The sequence below is a fragment of the uncultured Granulicatella sp. genome, from assembly GCF_963528195.1.
GTDB lineage: Bacteria > Bacillota > Bacilli > Lactobacillales > Aerococcaceae > Granulicatella.
This window is the reverse complement of record NZ_CAURVN010000032.1, coordinates 1-14,866: the sequence shown is the minus strand read 5'-3', so window position 1 is coordinate 14,866 and position 14,866 is coordinate 1. Positions and strand designations below refer to the sequence as shown.

The 14,866-nt window shown below is 31.3% G+C and carries 15 protein-coding genes and 1 pseudogene; 1 reads left to right on the top strand and 15 read right to left on the bottom strand.

The window, feature by feature from the left end; all coding sequences use genetic code 11:
* Window positions 1-300 precede the first annotated feature (300 nt).
* The 8 genes from codY to ylqF all read right to left on the bottom strand — a co-directional run bounded on the left by codY (window position 301) and on the right by ylqF (window position 9,120).
* Window positions 301-1,104 (bottom strand): GTP-sensing pleiotropic transcriptional regulator CodY, encoded by an 804-nt coding sequence (gene codY, locus RWR88_RS07065; protein WP_314349005.1) that lies wholly within the window; start codon window positions 1,102-1,104, stop codon window positions 301-303.
* Window positions 1,105-1,119: 15 nt separating this feature from the next.
* Window positions 1,120-2,526, bottom strand: a complete 1,407-nt coding sequence (gene hslU / locus RWR88_RS07060; protein ID WP_314451425.1) for an ATP-dependent protease ATPase subunit HslU — start codon at window positions 2,524-2,526, stop codon at window positions 1,120-1,122.
* An 11-nt stretch (window positions 2,527-2,537) separates the two neighbouring features.
* Window positions 2,538-3,065: an HslVU peptidase proteolytic subunit gene (gene hslV / locus RWR88_RS07055; RefSeq protein WP_006702671.1), complete on the bottom strand. Its 528-nt coding sequence runs from the start codon at window positions 3,063-3,065 to the stop codon at window positions 2,538-2,540.
* 11 nt (window positions 3,066-3,076) lie between these two features.
* Window positions 3,077-4,018 (bottom strand): tyrosine recombinase XerC, encoded by a 942-nt coding sequence (gene xerC, locus RWR88_RS07050; protein ID WP_314451424.1) that lies wholly within the window; start codon window positions 4,016-4,018, stop codon window positions 3,077-3,079.
* Between the two features lie 357 nt (window positions 4,019-4,375).
* Window positions 4,376-6,445, bottom strand: coding sequence for a type I DNA topoisomerase (gene topA / locus RWR88_RS07045; protein ID WP_314349008.1), 2,070 nt, complete (start codon window positions 6,443-6,445; stop codon window positions 4,376-4,378).
* Window positions 6,446-6,550: 105 nt separating this feature from the next.
* Complete coding sequence (gene dprA / locus RWR88_RS07040) at window positions 6,551-7,417, bottom strand: DNA-processing protein DprA (RefSeq protein WP_314451423.1); 867 nt, start codon at window positions 7,415-7,417, stop codon at window positions 6,551-6,553.
* Between the two features lie 70 nt (window positions 7,418-7,487).
* Window positions 7,488-8,261, bottom strand: a complete 774-nt coding sequence (locus RWR88_RS07035; RefSeq protein WP_314451422.1) for a ribonuclease HII — start codon at window positions 8,259-8,261, stop codon at window positions 7,488-7,490.
* 1 nt (window position 8,262) lies between these two features.
* Complete coding sequence (gene ylqF / locus RWR88_RS07030) at window positions 8,263-9,120, bottom strand: ribosome biogenesis GTPase YlqF (RefSeq protein ID WP_314451421.1); 858 nt, start codon at window positions 9,118-9,120, stop codon at window positions 8,263-8,265.
* 142 nt (window positions 9,121-9,262) lie between these two features.
* Between ylqF and RWR88_RS07025 the strand changes: the two genes are divergently transcribed.
* Window positions 9,263-9,517 (top strand): hypothetical protein, encoded by a 255-nt coding sequence (locus tag RWR88_RS07025; RefSeq protein WP_314451420.1) that lies wholly within the window; start codon window positions 9,263-9,265, stop codon window positions 9,515-9,517.
* 8 nt (window positions 9,518-9,525) lie between these two features.
* On the opposite strand, the gene RWR88_RS07020 is transcribed toward RWR88_RS07025, so the two are convergent.
* The 7 genes and pseudogenes from RWR88_RS07020 to RWR88_RS06990 form a co-directional block, all read right to left on the bottom strand.
* Window positions 9,526-10,488: an ADP-ribosylglycohydrolase family protein gene (locus RWR88_RS07020; RefSeq protein ID WP_314451418.1), complete on the bottom strand. Its 963-nt coding sequence runs from the start codon at window positions 10,486-10,488 to the stop codon at window positions 9,526-9,528.
* Between the two features lie 91 nt (window positions 10,489-10,579).
* Window positions 10,580-11,278, bottom strand: a complete 699-nt coding sequence (locus tag RWR88_RS07015) for an MgtC/SapB family protein (RefSeq protein WP_314451417.1) — start codon at window positions 11,276-11,278, stop codon at window positions 10,580-10,582.
* A 129-nt stretch (window positions 11,279-11,407) separates the two neighbouring features.
* Window positions 11,408-12,214 (bottom strand): ABC-2 family transporter protein, encoded by an 807-nt coding sequence (locus RWR88_RS07010; RefSeq protein WP_314451416.1) that lies wholly within the window; start codon window positions 12,212-12,214, stop codon window positions 11,408-11,410.
* A 1-nt stretch (window position 12,215) separates the two neighbouring features.
* Window positions 12,216-12,995: a hypothetical protein gene (locus tag RWR88_RS07005; protein WP_314451415.1), complete on the bottom strand. Its 780-nt coding sequence runs from the start codon at window positions 12,993-12,995 to the stop codon at window positions 12,216-12,218.
* Window positions 12,992-13,960 carry an ATP-binding cassette domain-containing protein gene (locus RWR88_RS07000; RefSeq protein WP_314451414.1) on the bottom strand — a complete coding sequence of 323 codons (969 nt, stop codon included), beginning with the start codon at window positions 13,958-13,960 and terminating at the stop codon, window positions 12,992-12,994. Before RWR88_RS07000 ends, RWR88_RS07005 begins: the two co-directional genes overlap by 4 nt.
* A gap of 316 nt (window positions 13,961-14,276) precedes the next feature.
* Window positions 14,277-14,546: pseudogene (locus RWR88_RS06995) on the bottom strand (DUF956 family protein).
* A gap of 99 nt (window positions 14,547-14,645) precedes the next feature.
* Window positions 14,646-14,866: PTS system mannose/fructose/sorbose family transporter subunit IID (locus tag RWR88_RS06990; RefSeq protein ID WP_314451412.1), on the bottom strand; the 221-nt coding region annotated here is incomplete at its 5' end.

The window sequence follows — 14,866 nt, the reverse complement described above, 5'->3', positions numbered from 1 at the left end:
TAGTCAAAAAGCGTTAGGTCTGCGACAACAGACTAACGCTTAATCTTTGACAATTAAAAAAATTTTCACTTACATTATAGCATAGGTAGTATCTTTTTGTCTTTTTTTGGCACTTTGTTTCAAATAAAATTCGAGACCAAGGCTCGAATTTTAGCCATGAGACTCGCATGCGAGGCTGCTGGCGACCTCACAAACAAATAAGATCTTTCTTCCTATCTTTTATATATTCATGGCGTTTTTCCACTATAAGTTCTAAACGTACGTAATAAATATTCTTTTCGGTAAGTTATTCCTTTTTACTTATAAATTAGCTAATTCATCATTCAATGCTTGGTGTATATGTTGGTTCTTAATTCGTAAGAAAGTTCCTTTTGTTCCTAAACTTCTACTTTCAAGTACGCCTGCAGATTCTAATTTACGAATCGCATTTACAATCACTGTACGTGTAATATCAAATTCTTTCGCAATTTTTAAAGCTGTAAAACGTAGTTCAATACCATCAAATAATGATAAAATAATTTTAATGGCTTCAATTTCACTATAAGAAAGAGATTTTAAAGCTAAATGGACATTTTGTTTTTCTCGGTTTTCTTGTTCAATTCGTTTTGTTTGCCAATGCAATAACTCTGTTCCAATTACAGTTGCTGCATGTTCTGCTAAAATTAAGTCTCCCGCAGAAAATGACTCTTTAGCTTTTCCCATCACAACAAATCCTAAACGATTCCCAGAAGCATAAATCGGAATAATCGTTGTTTTTGCTTCAAGATATTCCTGTTTTAATTCCACTGGAAAAATGGTTAATTCAGCATCCACTGAAATATTTTCTAAATTTGTCTCAATAGAATTCAAAGCGTTCATATAAAAATCAGGAAATTGTCTTGTTGAAACATATTCATGCATCCGAGCATTATTTAACTTAAATTGATCATGAACCCCTAAAATTCTACCTTCTGGCGATGCAATAAATAAATCCACTTTCAATAGAGTTCCTAATACACCACTTAAAGTATTAAATGGTAAATCGGCTTTTTCATCTAATGTCCATAAATTATCATATTGTAAAACCGTATTGATTTTTCTTAAATCTTTAAGTACTTGTTGCAATGGTCTCTCTCCTTCCTATAAAATATAACGACTTAAATCACGATCAGCTGTTATCGTATTTAATTTTGATTCCACATATTGCTCAGTAATTTGAATGCTTCCCATTTGCATTTGAGGAGCTTCAAATAATAATTCTTCTAATAATGTTTCTAGAATAGTATGCAATCTTCTTGCGCCAATATTTTCCATATTACTATTTACTTCAAATGCTGTTCTAGCAAGTGCTGAGACAGCTTCTTTTGTAAAGATAACTTCAACATTTTCAGTAGCCAATAATGCTTTATATTGTTTTAATAGAGCATTTTTAGGTTCTGTTAAAATACGTTCGAAATCTTCTTTTGATAAATCTTGTAATTCCACACGAATTGGGAAACGACCTTGTAATTCAGGCATTAAATCACTAGGTTTAGCAACATGGAAAGCTCCAGAAGCAATAAATAAAATATGATCTGTTTGAATGGCACCATATTTTGTTTGAACTTGGCTACCTTCTACGATAGGTAAAATGTCTCTTTGAACCCCTTCTCTAGAAACTTCCCCGCCATTATGTCCTTTTGCAGCAATTTTATCAATCTCATCAATAAAAATAATTCCTGATGTTTCTGCTAATTTTAATGCTTCTGCATGTACATCATCTTTATTCACTAATTGATCTGCTTCTTGTTCGGTTAAAATATCTAAAGCTTCTTCTACACTAACTGTACGTTTTGAACGTTTTTTAGGTGTCATTTGGTCTAACATGGATTGAATTTGCATCATTTGCTCCATTCCATTTGAATTGCCAGCCATACGTAATGGTTTTTCTTCTACTTCAATCGTTACTTCTTGATTTTTTAATAAACCATTTCTCAATTGTTGCTCAATTTCACGTCTTGATGCAGCAATTTCCTCTGTTACTTCTTCTTTTTCCTCTTGTGGTAGGTCTGTTTTTGGTAAGCCCATTGATTGGAATAAATTCATTAGAGAATCTTGTTGAGGATTTGCCACTTTTTTCATGATACCAGGTTTTAAAATTTTTGCTAATTTACGTACAGCCTTATCATAAGCTTGTGGACGTACATCTTCTTGTTTTTGTTTCTGAACAATACTAATCGCATTTTCAACTAAGTCACGAACCATCGATTCTACATCACGACCGACATAACCCACTTCTGTAAATTTAGTGGCTTCTACTTTAACAAATGGAGCATCGACTAATTTAGCTAAACGTCTCGCTAATTCTGTTTTCCCTACACCAGTTGGTCCAATCATTAATAAGTTTTTAGGCGTCACTTCTTTTTGCATTTCTTCATCTAATAATAATCGACGATAACGATTACGTAGAGCAACTGCTAAAGCACGTTTTGCACTAGCTTGACCTACAATAAATTGGTCTAATTCTTGTACGACCTCTCTAGGTGTCTTACTAATTTTTGAATTCATTTTCCCGTCTCCTATACTACTTCTGTAATAATTGCATCATTTGTATACACATCAATTTCTGAAGCAACTTTTAAACTTTCTCTTGCAATATCTTCTGCGCTTAAATTTTCATCCCCAAAACGTAATAAAGCTCTAGCAGCTGATAATGCAAAGTTCCCACCTGAACCAATCGTTAAAATCCCATCATCTGGTTCAATCACTTCACCAGTACCTGAAACTAATAATAATTGATCTTTATTCATTACAATCAGCATCGCTTCTAATTTTTGTAAGGTACGGTCAGTTCTCCATTGTTTTGCTAGTTCAATAGCTGCACGTTGCAAATTCCCTTTAAATTGCTTTAATTGGTCTTCAAACATTTCTTCTAACGTAATCGCATCTGCAACTCCACCAGCAAAACCAACAACGACTTCACCACCGAAAATACGTCTAATTTTTCTAGCGCTACCTTTCATAATAATTCTTTCACCCATGGTAATTTGACCGTCACCTGCTATAGCAGATTGATTTCCTTTTTTAACGGCACATATTGTTGTCATTTCAAAACCTCCTATGGTTTATGGTTAAATTTGGATGCATCAAAAGTATCTTCCTCTTGTTTTGCTCTTGGAAAATATAATTGATAATTTTGTTGCAAAGCATCTTTTGTGACATGTGTATAAATTTGAGTAGAACTTAAACTAACGTGTCCTAATAATTCTTGAACAGTCTTCATATCTGCTCCATTATTTAATAAATGAGTCGCAAAAGTATGTCGCAACATATGCGGATGAATTTTCAATTGTAATCCACTTTCTTGTAATAATTGATTTAAAATATAGCGAACACCTGTCGTTGTTATCGGATCGCCTAGATGATTCACGAATACAGAAGCATGTTCTTTTTTATATTGGCTCATTAAAGAAGTTCGGCTTTCTTCTAAATAAAGTTGTAAAGCTTCAGTAGCAAAATCTCCGATTGGAACATAACGTTCTTTTGAACCTTTCCCAATGACCAAAATAACACCATTTTTTAAATCTAATTGCTGTAAAGTTAATTCAGTTAATTCACTCACTCGCATCCCTGTAGCATATAATACTTCAATTAATGCACGATTACGTTGGTCTAAAGGCTGATTTCCATCAATGGAATCAATAAATTTTTCCATCTCATCTTCATAAAAAAAATCAGGAAGTCGTTTTTGTCCTTTTTTATATGAAATGCTCGCAAATGGATTTTCTTCAACAAGATCGTGTTCTAATAAGTATTGATAGAACGAACGAAGACTTGATAAGAAACGTGATATACTGGAACGGTTATATTGTTGTTGATGTAATTTTCCAAGATAAATTCGTACATCCACTACTGTAACTTCTGATAATTGTGTTAATGGAATTTCTCTTAAAAAGATCAAAAATTGTTCAATATCTCGTTGATAGGCTTCGACTGTTTTCATCGAATATCTTCTTTCGACTTTTAAATATTGAATAAATGCATGAAATTGTTCTTCCATTTAACAACATCCTTTCTCCATATAAAACTGTAGCATAGTTTCTAACAACTGACAACTAAATTGTCAAAATTTTCCAAACAATTTTCACTACTTAAAATCTATCTTTATTTTTAAGGAAAGAATTTCATTGGTCAGTTAGAATTTTAATTTATCTATAATCCAAAAGTTAAATCTTCTTTTTTTAGTTAAAGTAATAGAATCTGCTAAAGCAGATACTATTACAGGTAAATTTGAGACCAAGGCTCAAATTTAACCTATGAGACACCGTAGGTGGCTGCTAGCGTCCTCAACTAAAATAAAAGAAGTATTTAACTCTTGGATTATTACGAAAAAAGAAGCCTTGCGGCTTCTTCTTGATCATTTTTGAATTTCTTCTTTATAATCGCATTGGCTACATACAATTTGTTTGCCACTTTTCACTTTCTTTTCTACAAGATAGTGAGAACATTTCGGACATTCTCTTCCTACAGGTTTATCCCATGATACAAATTCACATTCAGGATAACGATCACAACCATAGAATAAACGATTCTTCTTCGATTTTCTCTCGATTACATGCCCTTGATGACAATGCGGACACGTTACACCAATTTCTTTTACAATAGCTGCAGTATGACGACAATCAGGGAAATTACTACATGCATAGAATTTACCAAAACGTCCTAATTTTATAACCATTGGGCTTCCACAAACTTCACAGTCGAAACCTGCAGGTTCATCTTTAATTTGGACTTTCTCAATTTGAATTTCCGCTTTATCCACTTCAGCTTTAAACGGTTGATAGAATCGATCAATGACTTGAACCCACTCTTGTTTTCCTGCTTCAATTTGGTCTAATTCAGATTCCATTTCAGCAGTAAAATGAGTATCAACAATATTCGGGAAATAATTATTAATCATTTGATGAACAATTTCTCCTAATTCAGTTGGTTCGAAACGTTTCGCTACTAATTTAACATAATAACGTTTTTGAATCGTTTCAATTGTTGGAGCATAAGTCGAAGGGCGTCCAACACCAATTTCTTCTAATGTTTTAATTAAAGTTGCTTCTGAATATCTTGCAGGCGGTTGAGTAAAGTGTTGTTCTGGATTTAATTTTTGTACAGATACTGTGTCTCCCTCAACTAATTCAGGTAAAACATTTGATTTTTTTGAATCTGCATTATCTTGATATACTTTTTGATAACCTGCAAATTTAATAGTAGAACCATTTGCCTTGAATACTTGTTGATTTTGCTCTAATTCAACTTGAACCGTATCATAAACAGCTGCAGACATTTGGCTAGCCACAAATCTAGACCAAATTAATGTATATAATTTTAATTGATCTTTTGTTAAATAAGATGCAATCGAATCAGGAGTTCTCATAACTGATGAAGGACGAATTGCTTCGTGGGCATCTTGAGCTCCTTCAGAAACTTTTGTTGAACGTGTTGAGTTTGAATACTCACTACCATACTCAGATAAAATATAAGATTTTGCTTCGTCTTTAGCCGTTTGAGAAACACGAGTTGAGTCTGTACGCATATACGTAATTAAACCGACTGAACCTTGTCTTCCTAATGATACACCTTCATACAATTGTTGAGCGACCATCATTGTTTTACGAGTTCTAAAGTTTAATTTATTAGAAGCATCTTGTTGCAAGCTACTTGTTGTAAATGGTGCAGCAGGATTTCTTCTTCTTTCTTTTTTCGTAACTTTTTGAACGGTAAATGGTGATTTCTCATCAATTTGTTTTAAGACTTGGTTCACTTCATCTTGAGATTTTAATTCAACTTTTTCAGTAGTTGTTCCATAATAACTAGCTGAAAATTTCTTTGTTGATTTTTGGAAAGTCGCATCTAAAGTCCAATATTCTTCTGGGACAAAAGATTGAATTTCTCTTTCTCGATCGATAATTAATTTTACAGCAATACTTTGTACACGACCTGCACTTAAGCCTTTTTTAACTTTTTTCCATAAAATTGGAGAAATTGTATATCCTACTAATCGGTCTAAAATACGTCGAGCTTGTTGTGCATCAACTAAATCCATATCTAAATTTCTTGGATTTTTAAAGGCTTCTTTTACAGCATCCTTTGTAATCTCATTAAATTCTACACGAATCGGTTTAGTCGTATCTAATCCTAATAAATGCGCTAAATGCCATGAAATAGCTTCCCCTTCTCTATCCGGGTCACTTGCAAGGTAAACAGCATCGGCTTTACTCGCTTCTTTTTTCAAGGATTTGATTAAATCCCCTTTCCCACGAATAGAAATATAATGAGGTTCATAGTTATTTTCAATATCGATTCCCATTTTACTTTTTGGTAAATCACGTAAGTGACCTTTACTTGCCACTACTTTAAAATTTTTTCCTAAATATCTTTCAATTGTTTTCGCTTTAGTTGGTGATTCGACAATCACCAAGTTCTTCTTAACCATATCGAAACTCCCTTCACAGAAGTAAATGCTTGTTTTCAATAATCGTTATTCATCATAGCGAACGAAAGTTTGTTTGTCAAATCAAAAACTATAAGCGTAAAAATTTTATGGAAAATAATGTAGAGAATCTAAAATATCATTCGCATTTCTTATTGGAAAAGCTCCAGCAGTAATCAGTTCATTTGTTCCTTTAGAATATTCACTTGTAATATTACCCGGTAAAGCAAACAATTGACGATTTTCACTTAAAGCGACATTAGCGGTAATTAAACTTCCACTATGCAATCTAGCCTCAATCACACATAATCCATGGCTTAATCCTGCAATAATTCGATTTCGATAAGGAAAATGAAATTTTAAAGGTGGACTATCTAATGGATATTCTGACAGTATCAGCCCTTTACTCCCTATCGCATCATACAAAGATTGATTTTCCTTTGGATAGCAAATATTAATGCCATTTCCGATAACTGCAATCGTTTCACCATTTAAATCTAATGTAAGTTGATGCGCTAAACTATCTACTCCCCTAGCTAATCCACTAATAATGGATACTTTTCTTTCAAGTATATCGGGTAGTAAATATTCTAGCGCTTCTTTGCTATAGGGAGTATGATTTCTTGCTCCAACAATTCCTATAGATAAACGATTGAATAACTCCAATCGTCCTTTATAAAATAACACAACTGGTGGTAAATAAATTTCTTTTAAACGTTGTGGATATAGAACGTCTTCGTACATTAAAAAATGAATATTTTCTTTTCGATACTGTAATTCTAAACTAGTAAAATCAGTATTTCTAAGCCATTCAAGCTCTTCTAAACTTAACTCCTGGTGAATCGCTTCTAATGTAAATTTTCCCTCTGTCCATTCATTTTGACATAAACGTTGATACAACTCCCATCTTTGTTGACTACTTCCCTTATCCCTCATCGCCATTGCAATCATTAATGTTCTTCTTGTCCATTCCATAAAAATAACCTTCTTTCTCGAAATAACATTTCTACTTGTTATATACGAAAAAAAAGGCTAAAAATATTTTTTATTCTAAATAATCTTTTATTGGAGCAAAAGTTTTTCGATGAATTGGACAAATTCCTTTAGATTTTAATCCTTCCAAGTGTTTTGGAGTTCCATAACCCGCATTATTAGAAAAATCATATCCAGGATATAATTCATCAAATTCTTGCATCATTTGATCACGCACTTGTTTGGCAACAATACTTGCTGCTGCAATTGATATACTCTTGGCATCTCCTTTAATGATGCCAATTTGAGGTGTATTCACATCAATTTTCATCGCATCAATTAATAAATAATCCGGTTGAATCTTTAATTCACTGACTGCTTGTTGCATTGCTAAACGACTGGCTTGATAAATATTGACTTGGTCAATAATATCTGCATCCACAATTCCAATTCCAATGGCAATAGCTTTTTCTTGAATGAGTCGATAAATTTCTTCTCGTTTAGAAGCAGATAATTTTTTAGAATCATCAAAACCTAAATCTTCAATATTTTTCGGTAAAATGACTGCTGCAGCTACTACAGGACCTGCTAATGGACCACGTCCTACTTCATCGACTCCTGCAATAAAACTAGCTCCTTCTTTATAAGCTAATCTTTCATAATACTGCATTTCAATAAAATGTTCTGCACGTTTTTGTTCTTTTTCAATTCTTTTTTGACACGATTTGAGTGCTGTTTGCACTCCTTTTCTCATATCTAAACTTAATTGTTGAAACATTGGATCTTCAATCGAATGAATCGAACTTAATATTTCTTTAATCTGACTAATATTATATTTTTCAGTCATTTTATACACCTTCCAAACTAATTGGTGCAGTATCTAATGTATATCGCCCTAATTTACCACCACGAATATCAAAAATAATACGTTCACTTGCACGTTCATAATCATCTTTGAATCCTAACTTTTTCGTAATCAGTAATAATAAATCTACATCAGATAATTCTAAATCAGCTTCACTCAATCCATAAGGTTTTCTTAATGCATCTGTATAGTAGGTTCTAAAAATATTAATCGCAAATAATGCTACATCATCCATATGTAATAATGAATCTTTAATCGCTCCTGTTACAGCTAATTTATTCCCAATCTCTTGATTATCAAATTTTGGCCATAAAATACCAGGCGTATCTAATAATTCAAAATCATTACCAATTTTTAACCAACGTTGTCCTTTGGTAACTCCAGGACGATTCGCGGTTTCAGCTTGATTTTTTTGAATCATACGATTAATAAATGTTGATTTTCCAACATTTGGGATTCCTAATACCATTAAACGAATCGGACGAGGACGTACGCCTTTTGCCGCTAATTTTTCAAATTCGTCTGCCATCAATGCTTTAATCGCTGCTTTTACTTGATTCAAACCTTTTCCATCTTTTGCTTCAACTGTTAAAACTTCAATGCCTTCTTCTTGGTAATAGTTCATCCATTTCTTTGTTTGAATTGGATCTGCTAAATCCGTCTTATTCAATAGCATTAATTGTTTCTTTTGTCCTTTAATCTCATTTACAATTGGATTACGACTTGATTCTGGAATACGTGCATCCACTAATTCGATTACAACATCTACTAATTTTAGTTTTTCAATAGCTTCTCTTTTAGCTTTAGCCATATGTCCAGGATACCATTGTATCGTTGCCATTCGTTTCATCCTTTCTTACTACTTGTACTTTATTCTGAACTATTTTAACATACTCCTTTTTTATTTCAAAATTATTCATAGTCATGGGCAGACTTTTAGTGTATAATCACAATATTATTTTTATAATGAAAGGAAGAAATATATGAAAAAATTGATTCAACTAATCGATAAATTCGATGGCCCTCAATCCACATTAAGTAATGAAGAATTTTTTATCCGTGAAAAAATATTATTATACTTAAAATTATTTTGGGTATTATCTATTGTTATGTTTGTTTTATTAGGAATCATGGTTAGTATTTCATATTTCTTCTATTTCTTTTATTATGCGATTATTTTATGGATCATTACGAAAGTGTTAGATGTGTTGCTATATTTTTACTTAAAAAATAAATAATACGATTATTAAGCATCAATCATTCCATTAAATAATTGTTCACACTTTTCATCTATTAAAGTTTTATTGGCTATTCTTTCTATCCATTCTTTAGGAATGGATTCAAAAGAATATTTAGCTCCAGCTAGTGTACCTGTAATGGCACCAATTGTGTCTGTATCTTCTCCAAGATTCACGGCTTTCAAAACGGCATCTTTAAAACTGTTTGTTGTTCCTATGCACCATAAACAAGCTTTCAGTGTATCCACCACATAACCTGTAGATTTAATTTCCTCACGACTTTTATGATAAAATTCTTCATCAAAAATTTCCTTAAAATAATTTTCATATTCTTCCCAGTACTCAGAATTTTGGCTAAATATTTCTTCTAATTTTATTTGAACAGAATCTAATACTTCTGGAAGTGAATCATTAAATAGCATATCTTTTAATAGAAAAAGATAGATAATCGAGGCAACAATAGACCTTGGATGCCCATGAGTTACCATTGTATATTTCTTTATTAACTCAACTTGCTCAACTAGATTAGACATTTTAATCAAAAGAAAAACTAAAGGAGAAATTCTCATTAAAGCTCCATTACCATTAGACCTCTCATCTTTCCCGCCACACGCTTCTGGTGAAATCCCTGATAAATATCGTTCAATTGCTTCATTTGTTGCAATACCTATATCAAAACAATATCCAAAAGGTGTTAAATAACCATCACGATAAGCTACAAATTTATCCATTAAGATACTTAAGTCTGATTTTTCACCTAAATGTTCCATTAAGGCTAATGTCAATGAAGTATCATCGGACCATGTGCCAATGGGTTGATGATATGTCCCATACCCTATCATCTCTGTAAGACTATAACTATCTCTTGCTTCAAATTCTACTGGAACACCTAATGCGTCACCAACAGCAAGCCCATAAATAACAGCCATAATCATTTTTTTTAGCGATTCTAAATTCTCAAATTTATCCATAGAACTTCTACCTCCTATTGAGTTCATTATATCATAAACAAAAAAGCCTTGAAGTGAGCTGTTATACTCCTTCAAGGCTTTCTAATATAAATTATCCCATTGTTGCTTTAAATTTAACTTTCTTAATTTTAAAATCAATTCCCTTCTCTTGAATTGTCTTTTTAAAATCTTGAACAAAAACACGAGCATCATTATCAATTTGAATATATAACTCGTATCCTTCAGGAATTTTCTTCACTTCAACATTGGCAGCTTGATACTGTTTTAAATTACAATGTCGATGAATATCATGAATAACATTCAAATGACTAATCATTCCAGTAATATTTAATTGATACATTTTTCTATGAACACTGAGTTTGCGATGTGTTAATAATTGAACTATTACCACTACAGCGCAACAAACACTGCCAAAGAACCAAAATCCTCCGCCAATAGCCATTCCAATTCCCGAAGTTGCCCATAAACCAGCAGCTGTCGTGACACCACTAACACGCATATCACGCATGTAGATAATACCACCACCGATAAAACTGATACCACTAACGATTTGCGCAGCAATACGTGTTGTATCTGCAGCGTCTGGAGTTTCCCAAAAGGCTTCTTTTGAAACAATCATCATTAAAGCAGAAGCTAATGCAACAATGACATGGGTTTTCACCCCCGCTTGTTTATTACGTGACTTACGCTCATATCCTATCGCCCATCCGCATAAACATGCTAGAATAATGGATAAAAAATGACGTAATTCTAACAATACATCAAATTGATGTAAAAATATTTGATCCATTAAACTTCTCCTTTCTATAATTCTTGATATCGTTCCCATAGAATGCTTATTATCGTATAATTTTTAAAAGAAAAAGTCAAGCTGAATGCTGTGAGTGATATAATATTTTAAGTTTTTGACTATATTGATTTAACCACCAATACTTTGATATTTCTTTAATCCTTGTTTCCAAAAGAATTGATAAACTAAATAAAATATAATCCATCCTGAACTAAAATTCATTAATGTTTCTAAAGTAAATTGATTAGTACTCAGTAATAACTCATGTACAGGAAAATATCCTATAAAACTAAATGGTATAATCATTAATACAGCTTTTAACCATTGAGGATAGATTGAAATTGGATAATTTCCAAGTTGAGAAACTTCCCAAAAAATACTTTTAAGCCCATCATTTGATACCCACCAAAATGCAGTAGTACTTAAAAATAAATAAATAGCATATCTAACAAAAATAGAAGAAAGTATAAAGAAAAGTAATTTAATAAAGAAGATAACTGTCCATAATCCAGATAATTGAGTGATTGATCCTATTAATAACAATAAAGCCACTACCGTTTCAAATACAGATTCTTCATCTAGTTGAAAAATAATAAATTGAAATAATATATTTAAGGGCCTTACTAAGAAAATATCTAACTCTCCACTTTGAATCATATATGGAATTTCAAGTACAGTTACAAAAAATATTTCCCATAACGCATTTACTAACATCAAGTAAGAATAAAAAAATAACACTTCGTATCCACTAAACTCACCTAAAAATCCAGTATTCATTACTATTATATACAAAACAAATAAGGTTGAAATGGTTTCTAGGAAAAAGCCCATATTTCCTAAAACAAAATCAATAGGATACATCATTATTCGTTTGATATCCATTCTTACAAATTCAGTATAAATTTTTCTATAAAATTTTAACGAACGAATCATCATGTTACCCTCCCATTATTTCTAGTTTTGAATAGACTCTTATTTGTAAAATGAATAAAACTAAGAGAAAGAAAAGAATCCAACATAATTGAATTAAAAGTGCAGTTTTATAAGAAAACAATTGACTTCCACTTAATATTGCGCTAGGAAAATATTGTAATGCAACAAAAGGGAGTTTTAATACAATAAATTTTAAAGGTTCAGGATAAATATCTATCGGTAAAACTCCCCCTCCAAGTAATAAAATTAAGCCTGAAATTAAACTTTTAGTTCCATTTATACTAATTAAATACGGAGAAAGTAATCCTATAATATGACCAACAATTAATGAAAGTATCCAACTCAAACATAAAGATAGTAATGCCAACAAAAGAACACCATTAATAGTTAAGAGATTTATTTTAAAGAAAATAACATAAATAACCCAGATAGGAATAATTCGATAAATAATCTTATAGACACTATTTCCAATTTGAATAGAGGAATTGACTAAAAACAGCATTTGTGGACGCTGTAAATAATTAGCTATTGTTCCCTTTAAAATAATATGATTCATAAAATCAGCTGAAGAAAATAAAGGTAATAAAGACGATAAAGTTAAGGCAAACATAGAATAAATAATAATTTGTTGTGTATTCATACCATTTGTTTTTTCAACATATGTCCAAATATAATACTGAATTACAATAGCAATAAATGTACTCATAATCGTCATAACATTATTCATGCGATATTTTTTATTAGACTTAAATTGGTAAAGTGTGTATGCTAATAAACCTTTCATTCTAACACCCTCTTTACCGTCATTAATTCTGACAAACTTAAATGAACAACTTCTAAATTATCAGGATGATAATTATTCTGAATAAATTCAATCGCTAATTCTTCTGAAATTTCACGAGTATCAAAAAAATATTCAGTAGAAAAAATATTCTTTGCTAGTACTTTTATAGTTGAATTTTCGATTAATTCATGCTGTCCTTGTTCGTGATAAATGATAACTTTTTTCAAATAAGAATATTGATTTTTAAATTCTTCAATACTTCCTTGATATGCATTGATGCCTTTGTTCAGAATAATAATTCTTTGACAAACTTTCTCAATCTCTTGAAAATCATGACTGGTAATCATGAATGTCGTATTTTTTTGCTCATTAACTTTTAAAATAATTTCCATCATTTTTTGTTTTGTTTGAACATCAATACCAATTGTAGGTTCATCTAAAATGACTAACTTAGGAGAATGAAGCAAAGCACAAATAAATTCTCCACGCATACGTTGTCCTAAAGAAAGTTCTCGAACTGGTTGATTTATATATGCTTTTACCTCTAATTCATTTATTAACCATTCTAACCATTTATCATCTTCAACAGAGGATTTAGAATAAATTTTTTGTAAAAATTTGAAAGAATCTAACAGTGGTAAATCCCACCAGAGATGAGATTTCTGTCCAAACATAACTCCAATTTCAGAAGCGTTTTTTCGACGATTCTTGAATGAGTCTTTTTCAAAAACTGTTACATTACCAGAATCTGCAGGGATAATTCCTAACAACATCTTTATTGTCGTAGATTTTCCAGCACCATTCTCACCAATATAACCAACGATTTCTCCTTCGTTAATTTCTAAATTTAAATCTTGAATAACTGTTTTCTTTGCTTTTTTTGTAAATAATTTTTCTTTAAAAGACTTTTTTAATTGTATATCTGAATCTATATATTCTTTAGATACATTTTCAAAACGAATCATACTCTTCTCCATATATCATAAATAAAATTTTATCCGTACAAACACTATATGACCACACCACCAATGACTTCTCATAGTAGTAATGATAAAAGTATCCTAATAGGATACTTTTATAGGTGAAATTTGAGACCCTAGGCTCAAATTTTAGGAATGAGACTCGGTAAAGCGAGGCTGCTTCCGTCCCTTACTACTATTTATAGAGAAGTCATTATAAAAAAATAATTTACTTTTTAAACAAATTCCTCATCGTAAACAATGGTTTACTTCGTACAATATTTTCTTTTCCAACAAATGTACGCATCTTTTTGAAATATTTTCACGTATTTTTTACTACAAAATTAAACAAACCAGCAGATTTTGTATCAATAAAAAATCCACGAATAAAAGGATTCTTAAAGAAAAGTTTCGCACGTACTTTATCAATCTTATTCCAAGGAATTTAAATATAATCTTCCGGATTTTTTTCATTATAAAACTCAAACGCAAAATCTCCAACAAGAATATCCCCATGCTTTTTTCCAATCAAACCAATAAATACATTGGCTTTCGTTATAAACATAACTTTTGTATTTAAAGACTGTGCCATAACCCTCTCCTTATTTAATAAACTATTAAATCTATTCTATCATAAAACAAAAAAAGATGAACAGACATTTAAATCTGTTCATCTAAAATTCTATCTTAATTAGATAATTCCTGTCACATGATCAAGAACACCTAATGCGAAGAATACAAAGATAATTGAAATTGGACTTAGACTTACTTTACGTTTTAATAACCACATACATGCGAATGTTAATAGTAAAGCAGCAAAAACAGGAATTAATTGGTTTAAGTTATCTTGTAATGTTGTAACTTTTTCAGGAGTTAATGAAGTACCACCTGCTAATGCAGATAAGATTTTTT

What these genes read in the sequence shown, in the direction of transcription:
- RWR88_RS07035 (WP_314451422.1), bottom strand. Translation starts at nt 8,261, where the DNA reads ATGACTGAAAAATATAATATTAGTCAGATTAAAGAAATATTAAGTTCG.
- RWR88_RS07025 (WP_314451420.1), top strand. Translation starts at nt 9,263, where the DNA reads ATGAAAAAATTGATTCAACTAATCGATAAATTCGATGGCCCTCAATCC.
- RWR88_RS07010 (WP_314451416.1), bottom strand. Translation starts at nt 12,214, where the DNA reads ATGATGATTCGTTCGTTAAAATTTTATAGAAAAATTTATACTGAATTT.
- dprA (WP_314451423.1), bottom strand. Translation starts at nt 7,417, where the DNA reads ATGGAATGGACAAGAAGAACATTAATGATTGCAATGGCGATGAGGGAT.
- RWR88_RS07015 (WP_314451417.1), bottom strand. Translation starts at nt 11,278, where the DNA reads ATGGATCAAATATTTTTACATCAATTTGATGTATTGTTAGAATTACGT.
- RWR88_RS07020 (WP_314451418.1), bottom strand. Translation starts at nt 10,488, where the DNA reads ATGGATAAATTTGAGAATTTAGAATCGCTAAAAAAAATGATTATGGCT.
- xerC (WP_314451424.1), bottom strand. Translation starts at nt 4,018, where the DNA reads ATGGAAGAACAATTTCATGCATTTATTCAATATTTAAAAGTCGAAAGA.
- hslU (WP_314451425.1), bottom strand. Translation starts at nt 2,526, where the DNA reads ATGAATTCAAAAATTAGTAAGACACCTAGAGAGGTCGTACAAGAATTA.
- hslV (WP_006702671.1), bottom strand. Translation starts at nt 3,065, where the DNA reads ATGACAACAATATGTGCCGTTAAAAAAGGAAATCAATCTGCTATAGCA.
- ylqF (WP_314451421.1), bottom strand. Translation starts at nt 9,120, where the DNA reads ATGGCAACGATACAATGGTATCCTGGACATATGGCTAAAGCTAAAAGA.
- topA (WP_314349008.1), bottom strand. Translation starts at nt 6,445, where the DNA reads ATGGTTAAGAAGAACTTGGTGATTGTCGAATCACCAACTAAAGCGAAA.
- RWR88_RS07005 (WP_314451415.1), bottom strand. Translation starts at nt 12,995, where the DNA reads ATGAAAGGTTTATTAGCATACACACTTTACCAATTTAAGTCTAATAAA.
- RWR88_RS07000 (WP_314451414.1), bottom strand. Translation starts at nt 13,960, where the DNA reads ATGATTCGTTTTGAAAATGTATCTAAAGAATATATAGATTCAGATATA.